Raw genomic sequence first — 23,730 nt, forward strand, 5'->3', positions numbered from 1 at the left:
GGATTTCAGGATAATAATCAATGAGGTGAATGAAATGGAATTATGGTACACGGAAAAACAAACGGAAAGGTTCGGCATCACTGCAAAGATCAAACAGACCTTACATACCGAGCAAACAGATTTTCAACGGCTGGATATGATTAAAACGGAAGAGTTCGGCAACATGCTCGTCTTGGATGGCATGGTCATGACGACACAAAAGGATGAATTCGTCTATCACGAAATGGTCGCTCACGTCCCGCTTTTCACACATCCGAATCCAAAGCATGTCCTTGTCGTCGGTGGAGGAGACGGTGGTGTCATTCGAGAAGTATTGAAGCACCCTTCAGTTGAAAAAGCGGTCCTTGTCGAGATTGATGGGAAAGTCATCGAGTATTCAAAAAAATACTTGCCTGAGATTGCCGGAGATCTGGAAGACCCGCGTGTCGACGTGCAGGTGGATGATGGATTCATGCACATCGCGAAAAGTGAAAACGAATATGATGTGATCATGGTCGATTCAACTGAGCCGGTCGGTCCAGCTGCAAAGTTGTTTGAAAAGGGTTTTTATGAAGGGATATCAAAGGCATTGAAAGAAGACGGCGTATTTGTTGCCCAGACGGACAACCCATGGTTCAAAGCAGACCTCATCTCCCAAGTGCATAGGGATGTAAGCGAGATCTTCCCTGTGACACGCCTATACACAGCAAACATTCCAACGTACCCAAGCGGATTGTGGACGTTTACGATCGGATCGAAGAATTATGACCCGCTGAAAGTGGAAGAAGACCGTTTCCACGACATCGATACGAAGTACTATACGAAAGAACTGCATACAGCAGCTTTCGCTTTGCCTAAATTCGTCCGGGATCTTGTCGAGTAGGAGAGTATCATGCGATTTGAAGAAGCTTATTCAGGAAATGTATTCATAAAAAGCCACCCTCGTTTTGAAGATAGTGAAGCGGTCATTTACGGTATGCCAATGGACTGGACGGTCAGCTTCCGCCCGGGGTCACGTTTCGGGCCAGCTAAAATTCGTGAAGTATCACTCGGGTTAGAAGAGTACAGCCCATATATGGACCGGGAACTTGAGCAAGTTCGATTTTACGATGCAGGGGATATCCCGCTTCCGTTCGGAAACCCGCAGCGAAGCATCGATATGATCGAGGAGTATGTCAGGAAAATTTTGGATGCAGGAAAATTTCCACTCGGGATCGGAGGGGAGCATCTCGTTTCATGGCCGATTTTCAAAGCTTTTCATAAAAAGTTCGAGGATTTTGCTGTCATCCATATCGATGCCCATGCGGATCTCCGGAAAGAATATGAAGGGGAACCTTTATCCCACTCAACACCGATCCGTAAAGCGTGTGAGTTGATCGGACCGGAAAACGTCTATTCATTCGGCATCCGCTCAGGTATGAAAGAGGAATTTCAATTTGCAAAAGAGTCAGGTATGTACATGGCGAAGTTCGATGTCGTCGAGCCAATGAAAGAAGTCCTCCCCAAGCTTTCAGGGCGGAATGTATATGTGACGATCGATATTGATGTCCTTGATCCTGCACACGCCCCAGGGACAGGAACAGCGGAAGCGGGAGGCATCACTTCAAAAGAACTTTTGGAAGCGATCGTGCTGATTGCGAATTCGGATGTGAAGGTCATCGGCGCAGACCTTGTCGAAGTCGCTCCGATTTATGATCATTCTGAACAAACCCCGATCGCCGCAAGTAAATTCATCCGGGAAATGCTGCTCGGCTGGGTGAAATAAGTCGAGACCCTTTTAGAAAGAAACACGATCTTTCTGAAAGGGTTTTTTTCAAGTGGAAAAAATATCACCTGGTTGGATTTAGTGTTAGTGAAGCTCGTGACCCTCCTGGGAGAAGTGCGATCCAGGGGTATCCATCATTCGACAAATATTATTGTTTTATGACAATAGAGGTTCGGAGAAGGAAATTCTTAAAAAAGGTCTAATTAGTTAGGTGGCGATCAATTCGCTCATGTCAAAATGGGCAAATGGCAAGTACGCACAACCATATAAAGGAGCAGGTACCGTGCAAAGAACAACTTCTGCTTTGGTGGAAATCAACCAAGCTTTCATTGATCAATTGTCAGATGGCTTTTTACAAATAAATAAGGATGGTTCGATCATATATGCCAACCAAATGATCAAAGACTGGATTGGCGTAGAAACCGAGCAATTGATCGGAAAAAAACTGATCCGCTTCTTTCCGGAAGTCAAAACTGATAAAAATCAAGAAGGAGCCTGGTACAGGACCGTACTAGCCAGTGTCGACAGACAAGCGGAAATTGTTGAACTTTCCTGTTTTCCAAAAAGGGATGGACGCACCGACCTGCTTGTCCGTTACATAGAAAATGAGGATGAGATGAAGGATTCAGGTGACGTATCGATATCAAAGAATCATTCAGCTTTGCAAAAAGCCCAGCAAGCGTTGCTTGAATCTGAATATCGATACAGACAGCTTGTCGAGCATTCCCCTGACCCAGTTTGTTTACATGACTCGGAAAAAATCCTGTATGTGAACGATGTGGCAGTTGAGATGCTCGGAATCAAAGACAAATCCGATATCATCGGGAAATCGACGGTAGATTTCATTCACCCGGACTATCGCGAAGACTCAGGAAAACGAGTTGAAAAAGTCATGAAAGGACACCGGTTCACTAGATTGTTCCCTATAAAACTCATTCGTCCGGACGGGGCCATTTTAGAAATGGAAGGAAAATCGATTCCGATCAAAGAGAACGGAAATACATACGTACTTGCAGTGTTCAGGGATGTCACCGAGAAAAATTATACGAAAAAGTCCTTGCTGCATAGTGAGCGAAGATACCGATCCCTATTCCAACACAATCCTGACGGCATCTATTCGCTCAACCTTAAAGGGGAATTGACGAGCATCAATCCGGCAATCGTCACCATTACTGGTTTCCCGGAGGAAGAGCAGATTGGAAGGCAATACACCGATTTCCTGCTGGCGGATGAGAAAGAGGAAGTCGTAGCAAATTACGAGAAGATTTTCACCGGCAAAACGGTCAAATTCGAAAAGCATATGACACGGAAAGATGGCGAAACTATCACTGTCAGGGTCGTCGGTTTCCCGATGATCGTCGATGATGAAATCATAGGCATGTATGGGATTCTACGGGACATCACCGACGAGAAAAAATCGCAGGAAATGCTTAGAAGGTCAGAGAAACTGACTGTCGTCGGCGAACTTGCGGCAGCAATCGCACATGAAATCCGGAATCCATTGACCTCGATCAAGGGATTCATACAGATGATGGAGGACGGCCTCGAAGATAAGGAGCTGTATTATCAAATCGTACTTTCTGAGCTGGATCGCATCGAACAGATCATCAGCGAATTGCTTTTACTGGCAAAACCGCAAAGCATTTGTTTTGAGAAGAAGAAAGCCGGAAACCTCATCCGGCATGTGTTGAAGCTTCTGGAGGGACAAGCGAACCTGCATAATATCCAGTTCATCACGGATTTGGAAGCAGATTCAGAACTGATCGACTGTGAAGAAAATCAATTGAAGCAAGTCTTCATCAATCTGATTAAAAATGCAATCGAAGTCATGCCGGATGGAGGGAAAATCATGATTTCTTCAAGGAAAAGGAAGGATGGCAAGCTCCTCATCAAGATCAAAGACCAGGGACCAGGCATTCCGAAAGATAAGATGTCAAGGCTGGGCGAACCTTTTTACACGACAAAAGAAAAAGGCACGGGCTTAGGATTGATGGTCAGTTTTAAAATCATCAAAGATCATAAGGGGACGATTCAGTTTTCGAGCAGTGAACATGATGGAACAACGGTGGATGTACTACTGCCGCTGCCTTGAAATATAGAAAATGTTTCCGGAGTATCGTCTCGGCGCTGAACCTTGAAAGAGGTGGCGTTTTTTTATTATAATGGGTAAGTTAACGAAGAGAAGGGTGTGAGCAGTGTGAATCTTACCATTCCTGTCGAAGTGGATTTACATACGAAAATCATTGGTTCCGGTGAAGCCGAGAATACGAAATTGTCATCGAATGGAACGTTATACAGGAAGAATGACGCTGTCTACCTTCGCTATGAAGAAGTGATCAATGAAACGGAGAAAGTGGATACGACGATAAAAATTTTGACCGATGAAATCACGATCATCCGCAAGGGAGCCGTTTCGATGCGGCAACGATTCAGCCCTGGGACCGAGAAGGAAGGGACCTATGAAAGCCCTTATGGTCCGATCCCCATCTCAACGAAAACGGATAAGATCGATTTCGATTGGAATGAAACAGTACAAACGGGTTATTTGTCAATGGATTATCAGGTGCTTTTCCAGGGTGAAGAAGCCGGCTATCATCATATGCTTATAAAGCTGAGAGGGGAAGAAAAATGACGATTGTAGAACAGGTAAAGGAACAATTGAAAAAGGAAATTGCCGATTCAGTTGTAAAAGCAGGTTTGGCTACAGAGGAGCAGCTGCCGGAAGTCGTCCTTGAGATTCCGAAAAATAAGGACCATGGTGACTTTGCCACGAACATGGCCATGCAGCTCGCACGTATTGCAAAAAAGGCGCCGCGCCAGATTGCTGAAGAAATGGTCGCGAACTTCGACCAATCGAAGGCGTCGATTGAAAAGATTGAAATTGCAGGACCGGGATTCATCAACTTTTACTTTGACAACCATTATTTGACCGATCTGATCCCTGCCATCATCAAAGCAGGTGACCAATATGGACAGACGGATACGGGACAAAACAAAAAGGTGCAGATCGAGTTTGTTTCGGCCAATCCGACAGGCAGTCTCCATCTTGGCCATGCACGTGGAGCAGCAGTAGGGGATACGTTATGCAATATATTGGATAAAGCCGGCTATGACGTATCACGGGAATATTATATCAACGATGCTGGAAATCAGATTCACAATCTAGCCCTCTCCCTTGAAGCACGCTACCTGGAGGTATTGGGTCACGAGGCATCCATACCTGAAGATGGATATTTCGGAAAAGACATCATCCGTATTGCAGAAGAGGTCGCTGAAAAGGAAGGTGACAAATTTGTCCACCTGAACCAGGAGGAACGCATCCGCTACTTCAGAGAATATGGCCTGAAGAAACAGCTTGAGAAGATCAAGGAGGACCTGGCGGAGTTCCGAGTCCGTTTTGATGAATGGTATTCTGAAACCTCCCTTTATACATCAGGGAAGATCGATGAAACACTTGCTTTATTGAAGGAAAAAGGCGTCATATATGAAAAGGATGGGGCGACCTGGTTCCGGACGACGGACTATGGGGATGACAAGGACCGTGTCTTGATCAAGAACGACGGAACGTATACTTATTTGACACCGGACATGGCTTATCACTTTGATAAATTCAAGCGTGGGTTTGAAACAGTCATCAATATTTGGGGTGCGGACCATCATGGGTACATTCCGCGGATGAAGGCTGCTGTGGAGGCGCTCGGCTATGATCGCGAACAGCTTGAAGTGCAGATCATTCAGCTCGTCAGTCTTTTCCAAAACGGTGAAAAGGTGAAGATGAGTAAACGGACAGGGAAAGCAGTCACTCTACTCGAATTGATGGATGAAGTCGGTGTTGATGCAATGCGATATTTCTTTGCAATGCGCAGCTCAGATTCCCATCTTGATTTTGATATGGATCTTGCCGTATCCCGTTCGAACGAAAACCCTGTCTATTACATCCAATATGCACATGCCCGTGTATGCAGCATGCTTCGCCAGGGGAAAGAAAAAGGATATACATTCGAGGATCAAGTCGATTTCTCGACGATCCGGTCGGAAAAAGAATATGACTTGTTGAAGAAGCTTGGAGAGTTTCCAGAAGCTGTTGCCGAGGCAGCACAGACATTGTCAACTCCTCGGATGACGAACTACTTGTTTGAGCTCGCTTCAGCCCTTCATAGCTTTTATAATGCCGAACGGGTCCTTGATGACGACAACTCTGAACAAAGTAAAGCAAGATATGCGTTGATGAAAGCTGTTCAGCAAACACTGAACAATGGTACAGAATTGATTGGTGTATCAGCACCAGAAAAAATGTAAATGACATATTTCACAATGCTCTCTGTCATACTAAATAGCAGAGAGCATTATCTTTCGTTAAAGTCATATGATCGGCATGAACGACTGGAGGTTACTTTTATGAAAATTGCCATATTATCTCTTTTATGCGGTTTCGTCGTCGGGCTGGTCTTTGCCGCATTCAAGCTTCCGATCCCCGCTCCCCCGGCATTTGCAGGGATTCTAGGGATAGTCGGAATCTATCTGGGCTATAAATTCGTCATCACGGTGATGCCTCTCTTATTAAGATAGGAAAGGGGCATCTGACATGTCTGTTCAATCTGTTTTTGGCAGAAAGTTAAGCGTAGAGGACAGAGGGGAAGGAATCCCAATCGTGTTCCTTCATCCACCAGGGCTTGGGAAATGTGTCTTCATGCATCAACTTCATTTAAGCTTAACCTATCGGATCATCACCTATGATATGTGTGGCCATGGATTCAGTGATCCAACCTCTGATCAAGTCACGATCGAAAGTCTGACAGAAGAATTGCGCCAATTGCTTGATGTATTACAAGTAGAAAAGGCGGTCATTTGTGGATATTCAGCAGGAGGATCGATTGCCCAGCATTTTGCGATCACTTATCCTGAGCGGTGTCTTGGTCTTATTTTATGTGGTGGATTTCCGCACGTGTCTCCCCTCCTGGGAGCAGAGTTTCTAGCGGGTATGGCCATTTTGCAATATGCTCCCGATCTCCTTGCGAAAATCATAGTTATAAGTCATGGGAAAAAGAAGGAAGAACAAGCGATCCTGTTGAAAACTGTTAGAAAGACAAATCATAAAAATTGGTATGACTTCTATCAAGCCTCTTACACCTATTCCTGTTTGGACCGATTACCACAAATCATAGTTCCGACACTCGTCATTTACGGGGATCGGGTCCTGCACATCAAAATCTTTGAAAAAGTATATAAGCACCGTTTACAACAGCCATCTATCGTAATCGTTTCAAATTCCTTCCATGAAGTGCCGTTCCATAAGTGGAATGTATTTAATCGATTAGTCGATGAATTCATCGGTACGAAAATACAATTATGATCTATATCTGTTCAGTCTGTCGCATACAGTAGTCTTACAAGCTTTAGGTCGAGGAGGAGAAACGGATGGACGAAGTGAAAAAGCATCGGCGTCCCAGTGTTCAAGTTTACGCCGCCATTTGGCAGCGTGCCCTTGCAATGATTGTAGATCTTGCGGTTGTGACGGCTCCTTTAAGTGTGGTCAGTTACCTTGTATTCGGAAATTGGAGGGGAGACTGGATTACGCTTGCGGTTGAAGCATTTTACTGGCTGGTCATCCCGGTGTTGACAGGAGGATATACCATAGGAAAATGGATGGCTGGGATTCGTATTGAAATGCGTAAAGGGACAGACCCTGGTATTTTATGCATGTTCCTCCGTTATGGGATCGTCCCGTTCATGTACCTGATTTCATTCGGTGTTCTCTTTCTTGTCAGTGTCGGAATGATGTTGATACGACCTGACCGGAAAACCCTTCACGATGTCATCGCGAATACAGTCGTGGTGAAGAACTCTGTTCCAAAATATGTACACCATAATACGAAAGTTTCCGCTTGAATCATTGTAGTAGAATCAGGACGAGTGATAGGAGCAGGCCGAGGGATACGATGAATCCGACGAGCGGTCCTCCTTTCTTGAATGCTTCGGGGACCATCGTATCAACAATCATCGCAGTAATTCCTCCTGCAGCAAAAGCATTGATGATCGAAATGGTTTCGGGCTGTGCATCCTCAAGTAATGAATAGCCGGCAAGAGCACTTAATCCTGTCAAGACAAATACGGTTGCCCACATACTGAGAATCAACGTGTGTGAGTAACCGTTCTTTTTTAATCCGATGGTACTTGAAAGTCCTTCCGGAAAGTTGCTGATGAAGACGGCAATCAAAAATAACCAGCTGATCTTACCTTCTTGTAAAATATTGATCCCGATGATGATCGATTCTGGAATTGCGTCAAGCAAAGTGCCAAAGAAAATCGCCAATCCAGAATGATCCGGTGGGTTACGGTCCGAACTTTTCCGCTTGTGTCCACCCTTTTTGTATAAATAGAGGTTGAAACTGGTGAACACGATGCTCCCGAATAAAAACCCGATCGTTGTTGTGAAGATGCCACCTCTTTCAACTGACTCTCTCAGAAGTTCAAATGTGGCTGCGCCAAGCAGGGTTCCGGCGCCGAAAGCCATGATCATGGCAATATTCTTTTCATGAAGCTTGAATTTGGTACCGATCAAAGCACCAAGGAAAACAGAGGAACCAGCAATTGCCCCTACGGTTAATGCAAGCCACATTTCTCCTCATCCTTTTTACTTTCTTCTTTGTTTATTAAAGGTTATTGTTTTTAGCGGAGTTCGAGGTATAAAATCACTCCTGAATCGTTAAAGGAAGCGGGAAATCGAAAGCGCAACAAGACCTTTGCCTCTTTCTAAAATCGATCGGTTCCGCAGGTCAGGCAGCGTCAGCCGCTCTGATTGTTGAAGATCGAACTCCAAGACTTTTTCAATCTCTTGTATGAGAGATGTGGAAGTGAATAGACAATTCACCTCGTTATTCAAATAAAAGCTCCGTTTGTCAAAATTCGCCGTGCCGATATCACAAAACTCACGATCAATCATGAATACTTTGGAATGATAGAACCCTGGATAGTAACGATATACTTCGACCCCTGCTGCAAGGAGGGGAAGAACATAAGGGATCGCAGCCTCTTTGACAAGGATATGATCAGACCTCATCGGAATCAGGATCGTTACCCGGATACCATTCTGACTTGCTTTTTTCAAAGCTTTTACGAGTCTTTTGCCAGGTATGAAATAAGGTGAACCGATAAAAATGGATTTCTTTGCTTCCTCAATCCTTTTTATAAAGAACTGCTCCATATGTTCACCATTTGTGGCAAACAGGGCAAATTTATCGTCCCCACGATTCTCAGACGGAAGCGGTTTTAATTTCAGTTCTTCCTGTGTAGATTGCTTCCAATCCCATTTGACCAATTTGATGAATTGTTCGACTACTTTCCCTGTCAACCTTAAATGGTAGTCGCGCCAATGGCCAAATTTCGGGTCTTTTCCGATATATTCTTCTCCGACATTGAATCCCCCGATATAGGCTACCTTTCCATCGACAACTGTGATTTTGCGGTGGTTCCGTCGGTTGAACGTGTAAAATAGGTAAGGAGGACGAGGAGGTTCAGTCTGTAAAACCCGGACCCCGCTAGCTTTCAGATTATCGATTGACTTTTTAGGAAGCTGAAAACTCCCGATTGCATCGAATGCCAGGTATACTTCAATCCCTTCGGATGCTTTCTTTTTTAATATCTGGAACAATTCCTGACCTAACGGATCGTTGCGTATGATATAAAACTGTACGTAAATGAATGATTTCGCATCCTTCAAATCAGAAAACAAGGTCGAAAAGAAAGGGATTCCTTCAGAAATGAATTCGGCATTTCCGCGTTCAGGAGGGAGGTAGAGCTGATTCGCTTCTTTGGAATGTTTTTTCCACCCGAAATAAAAGTCGATAGAAGCCCAAAGGACAATCAAAAAGATGATGATAACGATAGTCATGAACATGTTCAGCACACCTCGAGTAGCAAACGATTTGTACGCTTACTATTCCCAAATGATAGCTTCCCTATAAAAAAACGCGAAGTCTTACTTAAGCTATTTTATAGGAATTGGTGAAGGGAAATCCGCAACACTTCCGCGGGAAAAGCAGACTAGGAGAGATCCTGCAGCGATTTAAGGATCTTCAACGAACAACCACCACGTCCTGAAGCCAGCATAAGGAAAGCCCCTAAAGAATGATTTCATTTTTGTGTTGACATCCTGTGCAAGTGGGCGAGGGGACTTGCAGATTGCCGCGGAAAGGGAGTGGATTTTGTGAAATAGAATAGGTTCTTCATTTTCGGTGATTTTTTTCGGAAAAATTGTTGACTGAATGCTCATTCATTCAATTTTATGCTATAATGATGTCAGAAAATTAGTTTCATTCTGAATTGATGTCCAGATAAAACTTATTTGCATTTTTACCACACGAGAAACTGAAGGGGGCTGAGAAATAATGAATACATTATTGATCATCAATTGGCTCGCATTTCTTTTTGTAACCGCTTACGGAGTGTTCTTGTTCGCTTATGTCGTGAAAACTCGGTATGAGTACATCAAGCTGGGGAAGAAAGCCGAATTTGATCATACGATGAAAGAGCGGCTTCAATCTATTTTAGTGAATGTATTCGGCCAAAAGAAATTATTGAAGGATAAGAAGAGCGGCATCATCCATGTCATGATGTTCTATGGATTCATCATGGTGCAGTTCGGTGCCATCGACATGATCTGGAAAGGATTGAAACCAGAATCCCACTTGCCGTTCGGTCCTGCTTACCCAGTGTTCACACTGTTCCAAGAAATCGTCACGTTGATGATCCTTGTTGCCGTGATATGGGCATTCTACCGCCGTTATATTGAAAAGCTTGTCCGGTTGAAACGAGGCTTTAAAGCTGGACTAGTCCTTTTGTTCATCGGTGGTTTGATGCTTTCCGTCCTGTTCGGGAATGGCATGGAAATCATCTGGCATGACCTCGAACTGAGTTGGACAGCACCTGTTGCAAGTGCCATCGCCTTTCTGTTTGGATGGGTTGGAGAAACGGGATCGATCGCCTTGTTCTATGTCGCATGGTGGGTCCACTTGTTGATCCTGTTGACATTCCTTGTCTACGTACCGCAATCGAAGCATGCCCACTTGATCGCAGGACCGATCAATGTATTCCTTGGACGTACACATAAAGTCGGAAGGTTGGCGGCCATTGATTTTGAGGATGAATCACAAGAGACGTTCGGTGTCGGTAAAGTAGAGGAATTCAATCAGAAGCAGCTCGTCGACTTGTATGCGTGTGTTGAATGCGGACGTTGTACGAATGTTTGTCCGGCGACTGGTACAGGAAAAATGCTCTCGCCCATGGATCTGATCATCAAAATACGGGATCATTTGACAGAAAAAGGGGCAGCAATCACTTCACGTACCCCTTGGGTTCCTGCTTTCGCGTTCAACAATACGACAGGAAACCAGCTGGCGATTGCCGCACAAGGGAAAGGAAGCCAAGAAACAGCTGCAGCAGTAGAGGAAGGCAGCCGTGGATTCGAATATACCATCGATCTGATCGGGGATGTCATTACCGAAGAGGAGATTTGGGCTTGTACGACATGTCGTAACTGTGAAGACCAATGTCCAGTCATGAACGAACACGTCGATAAGATCATCGACATGAGACGTTACCTCGTATTGACCGAAGGGAAGATGGACGCGGATGGCCAGCGTGCGATCCAGAACATCGAACGTCAAGGAAACCCTTGGGGACTAAGCCGCAAAGAACGTGAAGACTGGAGAGACGGCCATGATGATGTCCATATCCCGACTGTAAAAGAAATGGAAAAATCAGGCGAAGAGTTCGAGTACCTCTTCTGGGTCAGCTCAATGGGCTCATATGACAACCGTAGCCAAAAGATCGCATTGTCACTCGCTCGCATGATGAACTCTGCTGGCATCAAGTTTGCGATCCTCGGTAATAAGGAGAAAAACTCAGGTGACACACCACGGCGGATCGGCAACGAGTTCTTGTTCCAGGAGATCGCGACGAAAAATATCGAGCTGTTCAATAAACATGATGTGAAGAAGATCATCACGATCGACCCACACGCTTATAACACCTTTAAGAATGAATATCCTGATTTCGGATTAGATGGTGTCGAGGTCTATCACCATACAGAACTTTTAGCAGAATGGATCAGGGAAGGACGCTTGAACCCGACACATGAGGTGAAAGAAACGATCACGTATCACGATTCTTGCTATCTTGGCCGTTACAATGAAGTTTATGAACCACCGCGTGACATTTTAAAAGCGATTCCAGGTGTGAGGGTGGTCGAAATGAACCGTAACCGTCAAAACGGCATGTGTTGTGGTGCTGGCGGCGGATTGATGTGGATGGAAGAGGACGCTGGCCACCGAGTCAATGTCGCTCGTACAGAGCAAGCACTTGAAGTGGATCCGACCATGATCGGAAGCGGCTGTCCTTACTGCCTGACAATGTTGAGTGATGGAACGAAAGCGAAGGAAGTGGAAGATAACGTCCAGACACTCGATGTCGTAGAAATTTTGGAAAAATCTGTTCTTGGAGATGAAACGCAGCGTATAGCACAATGACAGTAATAAAAGCAGATCAGAGATGTAAAAGGGCTCCTAACATCTCCTGATCTCTTTCTATGCCAGTGCTCCGATTGAGCGTTCGCTCGAAGATGATTGTCGTGATTTTTTCGATTGTCGTTGCAATAATTCTAATTTGTTTCGTGATTAGGATCAAGCAGTTCCATTCAAATTCACAGAGGAGGAGTTAAAAATGGGGAAGACAGTAATCGTAAGTGGAGTACGGACGCCGTTTGGGAAATTCGGAGGTGCGCTCAGTTCTTTGACTGCTTCACAGCTTGGAGGGGTAGCGATCAAGGAAGCGCTTGTCCGCGCCGGCATCCAACCAGAAGATGTTGATGAAGTCATTATGGGATCCGTCTTACAGGCAGGCCAGGGACAAATCCCTTCCCGACAAGCGGCCAATTTCGCCGGCATTCCATGGGAAGTCCAAACTGAGACGATCAACAAAGTATGTGCTTCCGGCATGCGAAGTGTAACCTTGGCCGACCAGATCATTCGTGCAGGTGATGAAGAGGTGATCGTAGCAGGTGGCATGGAATCGATGAGCAATGCTCCATATATGATGCCGAAAGCTCGCTGGGGCTTGCGGATGGGTGACGCAAAGGTCGTCGATTCGATGGTATCGGATGGCCTGACTTGTTCGTTTAAAGGTGTCCATATGGGAAATTACGGGAACTCGACTGCTAATGAATTTAGCCTTACGAGAGAAAAACAGGATGAGTGGGCATACCGCAGCCATAAACGCGCTGCTGCAGCAATTGAAGAAGGAAAATTATCAGAAGAAATCGTGTCAGTAGAAGTGAAGCAGCGTAAAGGTGATCCGATTGTGATCGAACATGACGAGGCTCCACGAAAGGATACGACAGTAGAAGCACTCTCAAAACTGAAGCCGGTTTTTGACCCGCAAGGATCGATCACGGCCGGGAACGCGCCTGGCGTCAATGATGGCGCAGGAGCACTCGTCCTTATGTCTGAAGAACGTACGAAAAAAGAAGGAAAACAGGTGATGGCGACAATACTCGGTCACACGGCAATTGCGTTGGAACCGGAAAATTTCCCGCAAACGCCAGGTGTGGTCATCAATGAACTTTTAAAGAAGACAGGTAAATCACTAAGTGACATCGACCTGTTCGAAGTAAACGAAGCGTTTGCCGCAGTTGCCCTGGTCAGCTCACAGATTGCAGATCTTGATGAGGAAAAAATGAATGTCAATGGCGGCGCAGTGGCACTTGGACATCCGATCGGAGCAAGCGGTGCAAGAATCATCATCACATTGATCCACGAATTGAAACGCCGAGGCGGCGGAATCGGTATCGCAGCAATCTGTAGCGGTGGCGGTCAAGGTGATGCGGTGATGGTTGAAGTAGAAAAGTAATAAAACGAGGAGGATCCGTATGAAAATCAAAAATGTAATGGTAGTCGGAGCAGGCCAGATGGGGTCAGGAATCGCCCAGGTTTTCGCTCAAGCGGAATTCAACGTCATTTTACATGATCTTAAAGCAGAAATCGTTGAAAAAGGAATGGGTTATATAACGAAGAATATGAACCGCCAAGTCGAAAAAGAGCGGATGACAAGGGAAGAAGCGGATGCAGTTTTAACCCGATTGACACCCTCCACTGATTTGAACAATGCTTCAGATGTCGACCTTGTCGTTGAAGCGGTCGTGGAAAATATCGATATCAAAAGCAAACTCTTTTCACATCTAGATGAAATCACTCCTAATCATGCAATTTTAGCGACCAATACATCATCTTTACCTATTACAGAAATCGCAGCAGCAACCAACCGCGCAGGAAAAGTGATCGGCATGCATTTCATGAATCCAGTACCTGTCATGAAGCTTGTCGAAATCATCCGTGGTCTTGCGACGACGGATGAAACATATGAAGCGATTGAACAAACGACAAAAGCACTCGACAAAGTACCCGTCGAAGTAAAAGACTTCCCTGGATTCGTATCGAACCGCGTACTGATGCCGATGATCAACGAAGCGATCTACACCGTGTTTGAAGGGGTTGCTGAGCCGGAAGCGGTTGATGAAGTGATGAAGCTTGGCATGAACCACCCGATGGGACCGTTAACCCTTGCTGACTTCATCGGTTTGGATACGTGTCTTTATATTATGGAAACGCTTCATGAAGGATTCGGAGACGATAAATATCGCCCATGTCCATTGCTGCGTAAATATGTGAAAGCAGGCTGGCTAGGAAAGAAAACCGGAAAAGGATTTTTTGAGTATAATTAGCCGTCAAGACCAGAGAGGAGGAGGACGATGAATCTTCGTTTTACGGAAGAACAAGAAATGATGCGGAAGATGGTACGTGATTTTGCTGAAGCAGAAATCCGCCCGATCGTAGAAGAGATGGATGAGAAGGATGAATTTCCAAGAACGGTCATTGATAAAATGGGTGGACTTGGCTTGATGGGCATACCGATTCCTGAAGAATACGGCGGAGCAGGTATGGATTTCACATCCTATATCATCGCAATCAATGAGCTCTCAAGAGTGAGTGCTACAGTCGGGGTCATTTTATCGGTGCACACTTCTGTCGCGACGAATCCGATCTACTATTTTGGAACCGAGGAACAAAAGAAAAAGTATGTGCCGAAGCTGGCGGGCGGAGAGTATCTCGGTGCATTCGGATTGACGGAACCGAGCGCTGGGTCCGATGCGGGAGGATTGAAGACGCGTGCAGTCAGGGACGGCGACCACTATATTTTGAATGGATCGAAGGTCTTCATTACAAACGCAGGTGAAGCGGATGTCTATATCGTTTTCGCTTCCACTGACCCCGGAGAAGGTAGCCGCGGTATCACTGCATTCATCGTTGAAAAAGATACATCTGGTTTGGAAGTCGGAAAAAAAGAGAAGAAAATGGGGCTGAACGGCTCGAACACAAGTCAGCTCATTTTTGAAGATTGCCGCGTACCTGCGGAAAACCGGCTTGGGGAGGAAGGCATGGGCTTTAAAATCGCGATGGCCAATCTGGATGTGGGACGTATCGGGATTGCCGCGCAAGCATTGGGAATTGCAGAAGCTGCACTTGAATACTCTACAGCTTACGCAAAAGAACGCCAGCAATTCGGAAAGCCGATCGGCATGCAGCAAGGCGTCGGATTCAAGCTTGCTGATATGGCAACTCAGGTCGAAGGGGCGAAGCTTTTGACCTTTAAAGCTGCGAACCTGAAATCGCTCGGGAAGTCTTGTGGAAAGGATGCTTCCATGGCCAAGCTCTTCGCATCGACTATTGCGACGAAAGCAGCAATCGAAGCAGTCCAGGTCCACGGTGGGTACGGATATACGAAAGAATACCCTGTCGAGCGGCTGTTCCGGGATGCGAAAGTATGCGAAATCTATGAAGGCACGAGTGAGATACAACGGTTGGTGATCAGCAAACATCTGATGAACAACTAGGTGAGCGAATCATTTACTGCGAATTACCGACGCTACTACTGCCATTGTCACAAGATTTCGGGCTTGCTCGTCTTCGTAGCAATTTTGCGCCGGGTAACCGCAGGCACCGTGACGTGTTTAGGCAGTAAATCGTTACTGAAATACAGTGAACAGAATAATTCCGGGAAGTGAACAGAATATTCCGGGAAGTGAACAGAATATTCCGAGAAGTGAACAGATTATCTGGGAAGTGAACAGATTCTCCCGGGAAGTGAACAGATTCTCCCGGGAAGTGAACAGATTCTCCCGGGAAGTGAACAGATTCTCCTGGGAAGTGAACAAATAACTTAAGAAAGTAAACAGATTGATCCAGAAAGTCAATTGGAAAAGGGAGAGGGAATCATGCAATTTCAACTTTCAGAAGAACATGAAATGCTTAGGAAAATGGTCCGCGATTTTGCGAAGAATGAAGTGGAACCGACAGCTGCAGAACGCGATGAGGAAGAGCGCTTCGACCGTTCACATTTTGATCAGATGGCTGAGCTCGGCCTTACGGGAATCCCATGGCCGGAAGAGTATGGCGGAATCGGTTCGGATTATCTGAGCTACGTCATCGCGGTAGAAGAACTATCACGCGTCTGTGCGTCTACAGGGGTAACATTGTCCGCACATACATCACTTGCTGGCTGGCCGGTATACAAATTCGGTACTGAAGAGCAAAAGCAGAAATTCCTCCGACCGATGGCTGAAGGAAAGAAGCTTGGCGCATATGGATTGACTGAACCAGGCTCCGGGTCTGATGCGGCTAAAATGAAAACGACAGCTCGCCTTGATGGAGATGAGTACGTCTTGAACGGTTCGAAGATTTTCATCACAAACGGTGGAGACGCTGAAATCTATGTCGTTTTCGCAGTCACGGATGCTGAGAAAAAGCATAAAGGGATTTCTGCCTTCATTGTTGAAAAAGGAACGGATGGATTTTCATTCGGGAAAAAGGAAAAGAAACTCGGTATCCGTTCGTCCCCGACGCTGGAAATCATTTTCGAAGACTGCCGTGTACCCGTCGAAAACCGCCTAGGTGAAGAAGGAGAAGGGTTCAAAATCGCGATGCAGACATTGGACGGCGGCCGTAATGGAATTGCAGCCCAAGCGGTCGGGATCGCTCAGGGTGCATTGGATGCTGCTACAAGCTATGCAAAGGAACGCCAGCAGTTCGGGAAGCCGATCGGATTACAGCAAGGGATCGGTTTTAAACTAGCAGACATGGCGACGAAGGTTGAAGCTGCAAGACTTTTAACCTATCAAGCGGCCTGGAGAGAAAGCGAAGGACTTCCATACGGTAAAGAATCGGCCATGTCGAAGCTGTTTGCAGGAGATACTGCGATGGAAGTGACGACAGAAGCAGTTCAGGTGTATGGCGGATATGGCTATACGAAGGACTACCCTGTCGAGCGTTACATGCGCGATGCGAAAATCACTCAAATCTATGAAGGAACGAACGAAATCCAACGTCTTGTCATTTCGAGAATGCTTTTACCAGATTGATAGCAGTGATGGACAAGGAGGACCAACCATGCATGACCTCGCAAAAAAGATAATTGAAAAAGACGTGAGGGCGCTCGCGAGGGGGATCAGCTTCCTTGAAAACGATCATCCGGATAAACTCAGTATTTTAAAAGACCTGCATGCCGAGGGTAAAGGCGCACACATCATCGGGATCACCGGTTCTCCAGGTGCAGGGAAAAGCTCGCTCGTCAATCGTTTCATCCAATACCTGCGCTCGAATGGATTGACTGTCGGGATTGTCGCTGTCGATCCGACAAGTCCTTTCAGTGGAGGAGCATTGCTCGGTGACCGGGTACGGATGGCTGAACATTTTACCGACCCCGGTGTATTTATCCGCAGCATGGGGACACGTGGCAGTTTAGGGGGTCTGGCCCGGACAACGAAAGAGACTGTACGGATGATGGATGCGTATGGCTTTGACGTCATTCTCGTAGAGACGGTCGGTGTCGGCCAATCAGAGCTCGATATTATGAAAGTGGCTGATACGACAGCGGTCGTCCTGAACCCTGGCAGCGGAGACGTCGTGCAGGTGTTCAAGGCTGGGATCATGGAGATTGCGGACCTCTTCATCATCAATAAAGCTGATCTGCCGGGGGTTTCGAAATTGATGACCGAAATCGAAGGGATGCTCGACCTTGTCAAGCATGATGCTGACTACCGTCCGCCTATCGCACAGACGATCTCCACACAGAAAAAGGGGATTGAAGATGTTTGGGGCTTTGCCCGTAAACACCTGCAGTACCTTAAAGATACCGGGGAGGGCGATCGGAAAAAGACCCGAATTTTACAAGATGAGGTAATTGAGGTCGTGCACTATGAATTGATGAAGATGATCGAACGACGGCAACAGGATGGAGATTGGAGAGGACAAATCGAACGTAGGGAAATCGATCCTTACACTGTTGCTTCCAACATATTGTCGGAGCTTGATTTTTAATAAAAAGAACGCTAGATGACCCGCCATGTGTAAATTTAGCAGAAATAATATGAGAGAGGGATAACGTTGGGGAAAAAGAAAGTACCTTCACTAGTCAAGGATGAGAAACTCATACAAAAACGTCGTGAGGAAATGGTTAAAGCTGCCGTAGGCCTTTTTAAAGACAAAGGATTCCACCGGACGACAACAAGGGAAATCGCAAAAGCGGCAGGATTCAGCATCGGAACCCTTTACGAGTATATCCGGTCAAAAGAAGATGTCCTATATCTTGTCTGTGATTCAATTTATGACGAAGTCCGCTCGCGGTTGCAAAGTGAGATCGTCATGGATCAACCTGGGATAAACAGGCTCAAGGAAGCGATTGTTGCGTATTTTAAAGTAATGGATGAAATGCAGGATGAGGTGCTCGTCATGTACCAGGAAGCGAAGTCCTTATCCGATGAGGCGCTTCCGTACGTTTTGAGAAAAGAACTTGAGATGACAGCGATTTTTGAAAGGCTGATCCAGCGCTCGGTGGATGCTGGAAACTTGTTTTTATCTGAAGAAGAAGTGAACCTGCTCGCCCATAACATACTGATACAGGGACAGATGTGGACGTTCAGGCGCTGGGCCCTCCAAAAGAGCCACAGTTTGGAAACGTATACACAATTCCAGATTGAACTTTTATTGAATGGGATCGAGATGAACCGTAAGACGAGTAGCGTTTAGAGAAGACGGGTTGAGAGGTTAGATAAATGGCAAACGTTGTCGTTTCGTCGAAAAACTTTGTGTTTTCGTTGATAAACCATCAAGACTCGTCGATAAATCGTAAAAATTCGTTGATAAATCTAAACACGTCCCATTAAAGGCTGATTAATGAAAAAACAACCATAGAAAGGAGCAAGCCCAATTGGAAACAGAAGTATACAAACCGAAGAACCATGTTCGTTTTGTTACAGCCGCAAGTCTTTTCGATGGCCATGATGCTTCGATCAATATCATGCGACGTATCATCCAGGCCAGCGGAGCTGAAGTCATTCATTTAGGACATAACCGTTCTGTTGATGAAGTCGTGCAAGCTGCCATCCAAGAAGATGTCCAAGGCATAGCCATGTCCTCTTATCAAGGCGGGCACGTCGAATATTTCAAATACATGATCGATCTTTTGAAAGAAAAGGGGGCTTCTCATATCCGCGTTTACGGAGGAGGTGGAGGGGTCATCATCCCGAAGGAAATCAAAGAACTTCATGATTACGGCGTCGCCAGAATCTTCTCACCTGAAGATGGACGCTCACTCGGTTTGCAAGGCATGATCAACCAGATGGTGAGGGAATGTGATTTCCCAACATTCACTGACCTGACCGATGAAATGGAACACCTCCCGACCAGGGATCCAAGAGCGGTGGCGCGGTTGATCACAGTTGCTGAAAACTTCGGTAAAACACAAAAAGAAATGGCTGCTACGGCAGAAAAAGCGATCACCCAAATGAAGGAAATGGCACACAAAGTTCCGGTCCTCGGAATCACAGGAACAGGTGGCGCAGGTAAAAGTTCACTGACGGATGAGCTCGTCCGCCGCTACTTGAATGAATTCGATGATAAAACGGTCGCGATCCTCTCTGTGGACCCGACGAAACAAAAAACTGGCGGCGCTCTTCTCGGAGACCGGATCCGAATGAACGCAATCCATTCACCACGCGTCTATATGCGCAGTCTCGCAACACGCGGTTCGAAAACGGAATTATCCGAAGCAATCACTGATGCGCTTTCGGTAGTAAAAGCTGCCGGATATGACCTGATCATTGTCGAGACGAGCGGAATCGGACAGGGGAATGCTGAAATCGTGGAAATCTCTGACGTCTCGATGTATGTGATGACGAGTGAATTTGGTGCGCCTTCGCAGCTTGAAAAAATCGATATGATCGACTATGCGGACTTGATTGCGATCAATAAATTCGATCGTAAAGGTTCTGACGACGCATTGCGCGATGTGAAAAAACAGTACCAGCGCAGTCGGATGCTGTTCAATAAAAATCTTGACGATATGCCTGTTTTCGGTACGATCGCAAGCCAATTCAATGACCTCGGGACGAACATCCTGTTCATCGCTCTTGTGAACGTATTGAATGAGAAGTTCAACCTCGGATGGGAGACTTCTTTTGATACAAAAGGGAAGGTCGAAAAACAGAACATGATCATCCCGCCGGACCGTGTCGGTTATCTCAATGAGATCGTGCAAACCGTCCGTGGCTATCATGAGTATGTGAAAGAGCAGTCTGAAGCGGCTCGAAAAATGTTTCAGATCGAAGGGGCGCTCGAAGCAGTAGAGGAAACGAATGCAGACGGTGAAGTGACGATCCGTACGTTGACAGACGTAAAAAAAGACTACGAAAAGAAACTCCATCATGAAGCCAAGGAAATTTTGGATGGGTGGGATACATTAAAGGAACATTACAGCAAGGACGAATTCGTTACGAAGATCCGTGATAAGGAAATCGTGACCGAGCTGAAGACACGAAGCCTTTCTGGTCTTGATATCCCTAAGGTCGCGCTTCCGAAGTATAAAGACTGGGGCGAAATCGTACGCTGGTCATTGCTGGAAAACGTGCCAGGACGTTACCCTTTCACAGCCGGCGTATTTCCTTTCAAGCGGAAAGGGGAAGATCCGAAGCGCCAATTTGCCGGGGAAGGGACACCAGAACGGACGAACCGCAGATTCCACTATCTTTCCAAGGATGAGGAAGCGAAGCGTCTAAGTACCGCATTCGACTCAGTCACTTTGTACGGTGAGGATCCAGATTACCGGCCGGACATCTATGGGAAAGTCGGGGAAAGCGGCGTCAGTATTTGTACGCTTGAGGACATGAAAAAGCTTTATGCGGGCTTTGACCTTACTGCACCTTCGACATCCGTTTCGATGACAATCAATGGACCGGCACCGATCATCCTCGCGATGTACATGAATACGGCCATCGATCAGCAGCTTGCTCGTTTTGAACAAGAAAACGGAAGGAAGCCGACAGGGGGAGAAGCGGAAGAAATCAAAGTGAAGACGTTGTCGGTCGTACGGGGAACGGTTCAGGCGGACATTCTGAAGGAAGACCAGGGACAGAATACCTGTATTTTCTCGACGGAATTTGCTCTCCGTCTGATGGGGGACATCCAGGAGTATTTCATCTACAACAAAGTCCGTAACTATTATTCCGTTTCGATCTCCGGCTACCATATCGCTGAAGCAGGAGCGAATCCGATCACCCAGCTTGCTCTTACACTCGCAAATGGATTCACTTATGTGGAATACTATTTGAGCAGGGGGATGGATATCGATACGTTCGCTCCGAACCTGTCCTTCTTCTTCAGTAACGGCCTTGATCCGGAATACACAGTAATCGGCCGTGTCGCGAGAAGGATTTGGGCTACGGTCATGAAAAACAAATATAAAGGGAATGAGCGCAGCCAGAAGCTGAAGTATCATATCCAGACTTCGGGTCGTTCCTTGCATGCACAGGAAATCGACTTCAACGATATCCGTACTACATTGCAGGCTTTGATGGCGATTTATGATAACTGTAATTCGCTCCATACCAATTCTTATGATGAAGCAATAACGACGCCCACAGAGGAATCTGTCCGAAGAGCGATGGCGATCCAAATGATCATCACGAAGGAACTCGGTCTTGCGAAAAATGAAAACTCCCTCCAAGGTTCATTCATCATTGAAGAGTTGACAGACCTTGTCGAAGAAGCGGTTCTCCAGGAATTCGAGCGAATCAATTCACGTGGAGGCGTACTCGGTGCAATGGAGACACAGTACCAGCGTGGTAAGATCCAGGAAGAATCCATGTATTATGAGATGAAGAAGCACGACGGTTCATTGCCGATCATCGGGGTGAACACTTACTTGAACCCGAATCCTCCTTCAGAAGAAGAATTCAATATTCAATTGGCACGGGCGACGAAAGAAGAGAAAGAGCAACAAATCGCTAACTTACGCGCCTTCCAGGAGAAGCATGAGGATAAGACGACTGAGGCGTTGCAACGTTTGAAGCAGTCTGCACTATCAGGCGGCAACCTGTTTGCAGAGCTTATGACAACTGTGCGTTATGCAAGTCTTGGGCAGATTACAAGGGCACTTTACGAAGTTGGTGGAAAATACCGACGAAATATGTAAGTGACTTACGAAAAAGTATTCAGTAAGGAACCATCTCGAATGAATCTTTTTCGAGGTGGTTTTTTTTGATACGTTAAGAAAGTATTATTTTTCGGCGATGCAGCTAACCGGAGTAGCAGAAAAGTCTACGAACTAAAGGCTCAGCCTTCGCCAAGGCCTAACTGAGCCAAGTTACCTTTATGTTGAAAGAAGTATGAAATTTGGCCTGCACGAAAATCATGGCAAACCTGTTTTGTTGATTTTCAACTGAAATTTGAAGCACACCTGCAGGAACAGCGAACCAGGCGAGACCTCGCAGTGACCTACGTGACTAAGCAGATCGCTTCCGCCCGCGGAAAGGAAGAAGCTCGTAAAAATCAACATAAGATTAATTTGAAAAAAATGTGCAGAGCTATAGCATATCTTTAGATAATTTGTTTATAATGGATGGTATGATTACGTTAGTTGTGACTTAGGTCAGCTGTTTGATATTGGTGAGCAGATTTTGGCAATCGGCAGCCAACCCGAAAGCTAGCCTTGTTTATAGATTAGTCTAACCGACTGATTAACGAAAGAAAGGACGTGCCTGTAGATGCTGGATACGTATTCTAAGGAAGAACTGAAAGAAATTTCGCTGCTTGAAATCGCCTATCATATTTTAAAAGATAACAAGAAACCGACTCCTTTCACAGAATTGGTGGAGCAGGTTTCAAAAATGCGAGATTTGAGCACTGAAGAGAAAAAACAACGAGTTGCTCAATTCTACACGGACATCAATATTGATGGTCGTTTCGTTTGTGTTGGTGATAACCAATGGGGGCTGAAGGTATGGTACCCGGTTGAAAGCAGTGACGAAGAGCTGGCTACAACAATCAAACCGAAGAAGCGTAAAAAAGCGAAAGCAAAATTGGACGATGACGAGGAAGATTTCGAAGGGTTCGAAGAGGATTTAGATGAAGAATTCAGTGATCTTGACGACGACTTTGATGATGAAGAAAGTGCGGATGATGAAGAGGATGAATTCGTCGATTTCGATGATGAAGAACTTTCTGATGATGACGAAGATGACGAAGATGAAGGCTTCGCAGATAAGGAAGACAAGGAAGAAAAATAATTCATCTTGACAATTCGGTAGAAAGTAGATAGAATCATTTTTGGGCTTTACTTATAGTCTTAAATAATGACGAAATTGAATAATTTATAACTACGAAACAAAAGCGCCCCCCATTACAGGGCAGGTGTCGCTTTTGTTTTTTTTATTTTTACCACTCTGTGGGTCGTTTCTGCTTTTTCCTTAGCCCGCGGTCACAGATCAACAATGGGAAGAATATTGCCTTTCGTTGAAATCACTGACTCCACAACATAAGCTTTTAAGTTTTACTTGGGTGAGAATACTATCTAACAGAGTTGTCAGATAAAGCACTCCTTGT

19 protein-coding genes are annotated in these 23,730 nt (G+C 45.8%); 17 read left to right on the forward strand and 2 right to left on the reverse strand.

Annotation, left to right across the window (positions count from 1 at the left end; translation table 11 throughout):
* Positions 1-34 precede the first annotated feature (34 nt).
* The 8 genes from speE to L1611_RS14290 all read left to right on the forward strand — a co-directional run bounded on the left by speE (position 35) and on the right by L1611_RS14290 (position 7,633).
* Positions 35-862, forward strand: coding sequence for a polyamine aminopropyltransferase (gene speE / locus L1611_RS14255; protein ID WP_236314232.1), 828 nt, complete (start codon positions 35-37; stop codon positions 860-862).
* A gap of 9 nt (positions 863-871) precedes the next feature.
* On the forward strand, positions 872-1,744 hold the full coding sequence (speB, locus tag L1611_RS14260) for an agmatinase (RefSeq protein ID WP_236314233.1): 873 nt from the start codon (positions 872-874) through the stop codon (positions 1,742-1,744).
* A gap of 283 nt (positions 1,745-2,027) precedes the next feature.
* Complete coding sequence (locus L1611_RS14265) at positions 2,028-3,836, forward strand: PAS domain S-box protein (protein ID WP_236314234.1); 1,809 nt, start codon at positions 2,028-2,030, stop codon at positions 3,834-3,836.
* Between the two features lie 105 nt (positions 3,837-3,941).
* Positions 3,942-4,376 carry a YwiB family protein gene (locus tag L1611_RS14270; RefSeq protein ID WP_236314235.1) on the forward strand — a complete coding sequence of 145 codons (435 nt, stop codon included), beginning with the start codon at positions 3,942-3,944 and terminating at the stop codon, positions 4,374-4,376.
* Entirely contained in the window at positions 4,373-6,043 is a 1,671-nt protein-coding gene (gene argS / locus L1611_RS14275; protein ID WP_236314236.1) for an arginine--tRNA ligase, read from the forward strand. The genes L1611_RS14270 and argS overlap by 4 nt, the downstream gene beginning before the upstream one ends.
* A gap of 99 nt (positions 6,044-6,142) precedes the next feature.
* Positions 6,143-6,313 carry a XapX domain-containing protein gene (locus L1611_RS14280; protein WP_225064882.1) on the forward strand — a complete coding sequence of 57 codons (171 nt, stop codon included), beginning with the start codon at positions 6,143-6,145 and terminating at the stop codon, positions 6,311-6,313.
* Between the two features lie 16 nt (positions 6,314-6,329).
* Positions 6,330-7,097, forward strand: coding sequence for an alpha/beta fold hydrolase (locus tag L1611_RS14285; RefSeq protein ID WP_236314237.1), 768 nt, complete (start codon positions 6,330-6,332; stop codon positions 7,095-7,097).
* A 65-nt stretch (positions 7,098-7,162) separates the two neighbouring features.
* The gene (locus L1611_RS14290; protein ID WP_236314238.1) at positions 7,163-7,633 is read left to right on the forward strand and encodes an RDD family protein; all 471 of its coding nucleotides are present in this window, start codon (positions 7,163-7,165) and stop codon (positions 7,631-7,633) included.
* Between the two features lies 1 nt (position 7,634).
* Here L1611_RS14290 and L1611_RS14295 read toward each other — a convergent pair whose 3' ends face one another.
* Both L1611_RS14295 and cls read right to left on the reverse strand, forming a co-directional pair.
* Positions 7,635-8,363: a ZIP family metal transporter gene (locus L1611_RS14295; protein ID WP_236314240.1), complete on the reverse strand. Its 729-nt coding sequence runs from the start codon at positions 8,361-8,363 to the stop codon at positions 7,635-7,637.
* Between the two features lie 87 nt (positions 8,364-8,450).
* Positions 8,451-9,641, reverse strand: coding sequence for a cardiolipin synthase (gene cls, locus L1611_RS14300; RefSeq protein WP_236314241.1), 1,191 nt, complete (start codon positions 9,639-9,641; stop codon positions 8,451-8,453).
* Between the two features lie 490 nt (positions 9,642-10,131).
* Here cls and L1611_RS14305 point away from each other — a divergent pair, with 490 nt between their 5' ends.
* The 9 genes from L1611_RS14305 (at position 10,132) to rpoE (ending at position 23,414) form a co-directional block, all read left to right on the forward strand.
* Positions 10,132-12,270 (forward strand): (Fe-S)-binding protein, encoded by a 2,139-nt coding sequence (locus L1611_RS14305; protein ID WP_236314242.1) that lies wholly within the window; start codon positions 10,132-10,134, stop codon positions 12,268-12,270.
* A gap of 193 nt (positions 12,271-12,463) precedes the next feature.
* Positions 12,464-13,648 carry an acetyl-CoA C-acetyltransferase gene (locus tag L1611_RS14310; protein ID WP_236314243.1) on the forward strand — a complete coding sequence of 395 codons (1,185 nt, stop codon included), beginning with the start codon at positions 12,464-12,466 and terminating at the stop codon, positions 13,646-13,648.
* 19 nt (positions 13,649-13,667) lie between these two features.
* Positions 13,668-14,519, forward strand: coding sequence for a 3-hydroxybutyryl-CoA dehydrogenase (locus tag L1611_RS14315; protein ID WP_236314246.1), 852 nt, complete (start codon positions 13,668-13,670; stop codon positions 14,517-14,519).
* 27 nt (positions 14,520-14,546) lie between these two features.
* On the forward strand, positions 14,547-15,689 hold the full coding sequence (locus L1611_RS14320; RefSeq protein WP_236314248.1) for an acyl-CoA dehydrogenase: 1,143 nt from the start codon (positions 14,547-14,549) through the stop codon (positions 15,687-15,689).
* Between the two features lie 381 nt (positions 15,690-16,070).
* Complete coding sequence (locus L1611_RS14325; RefSeq protein ID WP_236314249.1) at positions 16,071-17,213, forward strand: acyl-CoA dehydrogenase; 1,143 nt, start codon at positions 16,071-16,073, stop codon at positions 17,211-17,213.
* Between the two features lie 28 nt (positions 17,214-17,241).
* A complete protein-coding gene (gene meaB, locus L1611_RS14330) occupies positions 17,242-18,171 on the forward strand; it encodes a methylmalonyl Co-A mutase-associated GTPase MeaB (protein ID WP_236314250.1) in 930 nt (309 codons plus the stop codon).
* A 66-nt stretch (positions 18,172-18,237) separates the two neighbouring features.
* A complete protein-coding gene (locus L1611_RS14335; protein WP_236314251.1) occupies positions 18,238-18,879 on the forward strand; it encodes a TetR/AcrR family transcriptional regulator in 642 nt (213 codons plus the stop codon).
* Positions 18,880-19,060: 181 nt separating this feature from the next.
* Complete coding sequence (gene icmF, locus L1611_RS14340; RefSeq protein WP_236314252.1) at positions 19,061-22,321, forward strand: fused isobutyryl-CoA mutase/GTPase IcmF; 3,261 nt, start codon at positions 19,061-19,063, stop codon at positions 22,319-22,321.
* 571 nt (positions 22,322-22,892) lie between these two features.
* Positions 22,893-23,414 carry a DNA-directed RNA polymerase subunit delta gene (gene rpoE / locus L1611_RS14345; protein WP_236314253.1) on the forward strand — a complete coding sequence of 174 codons (522 nt, stop codon included), beginning with the start codon at positions 22,893-22,895 and terminating at the stop codon, positions 23,412-23,414.
* Positions 23,415-23,730 lie beyond the last annotated feature (316 nt).

Origin of the sequence: Pseudalkalibacillus salsuginis, from assembly GCF_021646685.1 — a bacterium.
In the GTDB taxonomy this organism is placed as follows: Bacteria; Bacillota; Bacilli; order Bacillales; family Fictibacillaceae; genus Pseudalkalibacillus; species Pseudalkalibacillus salsuginis.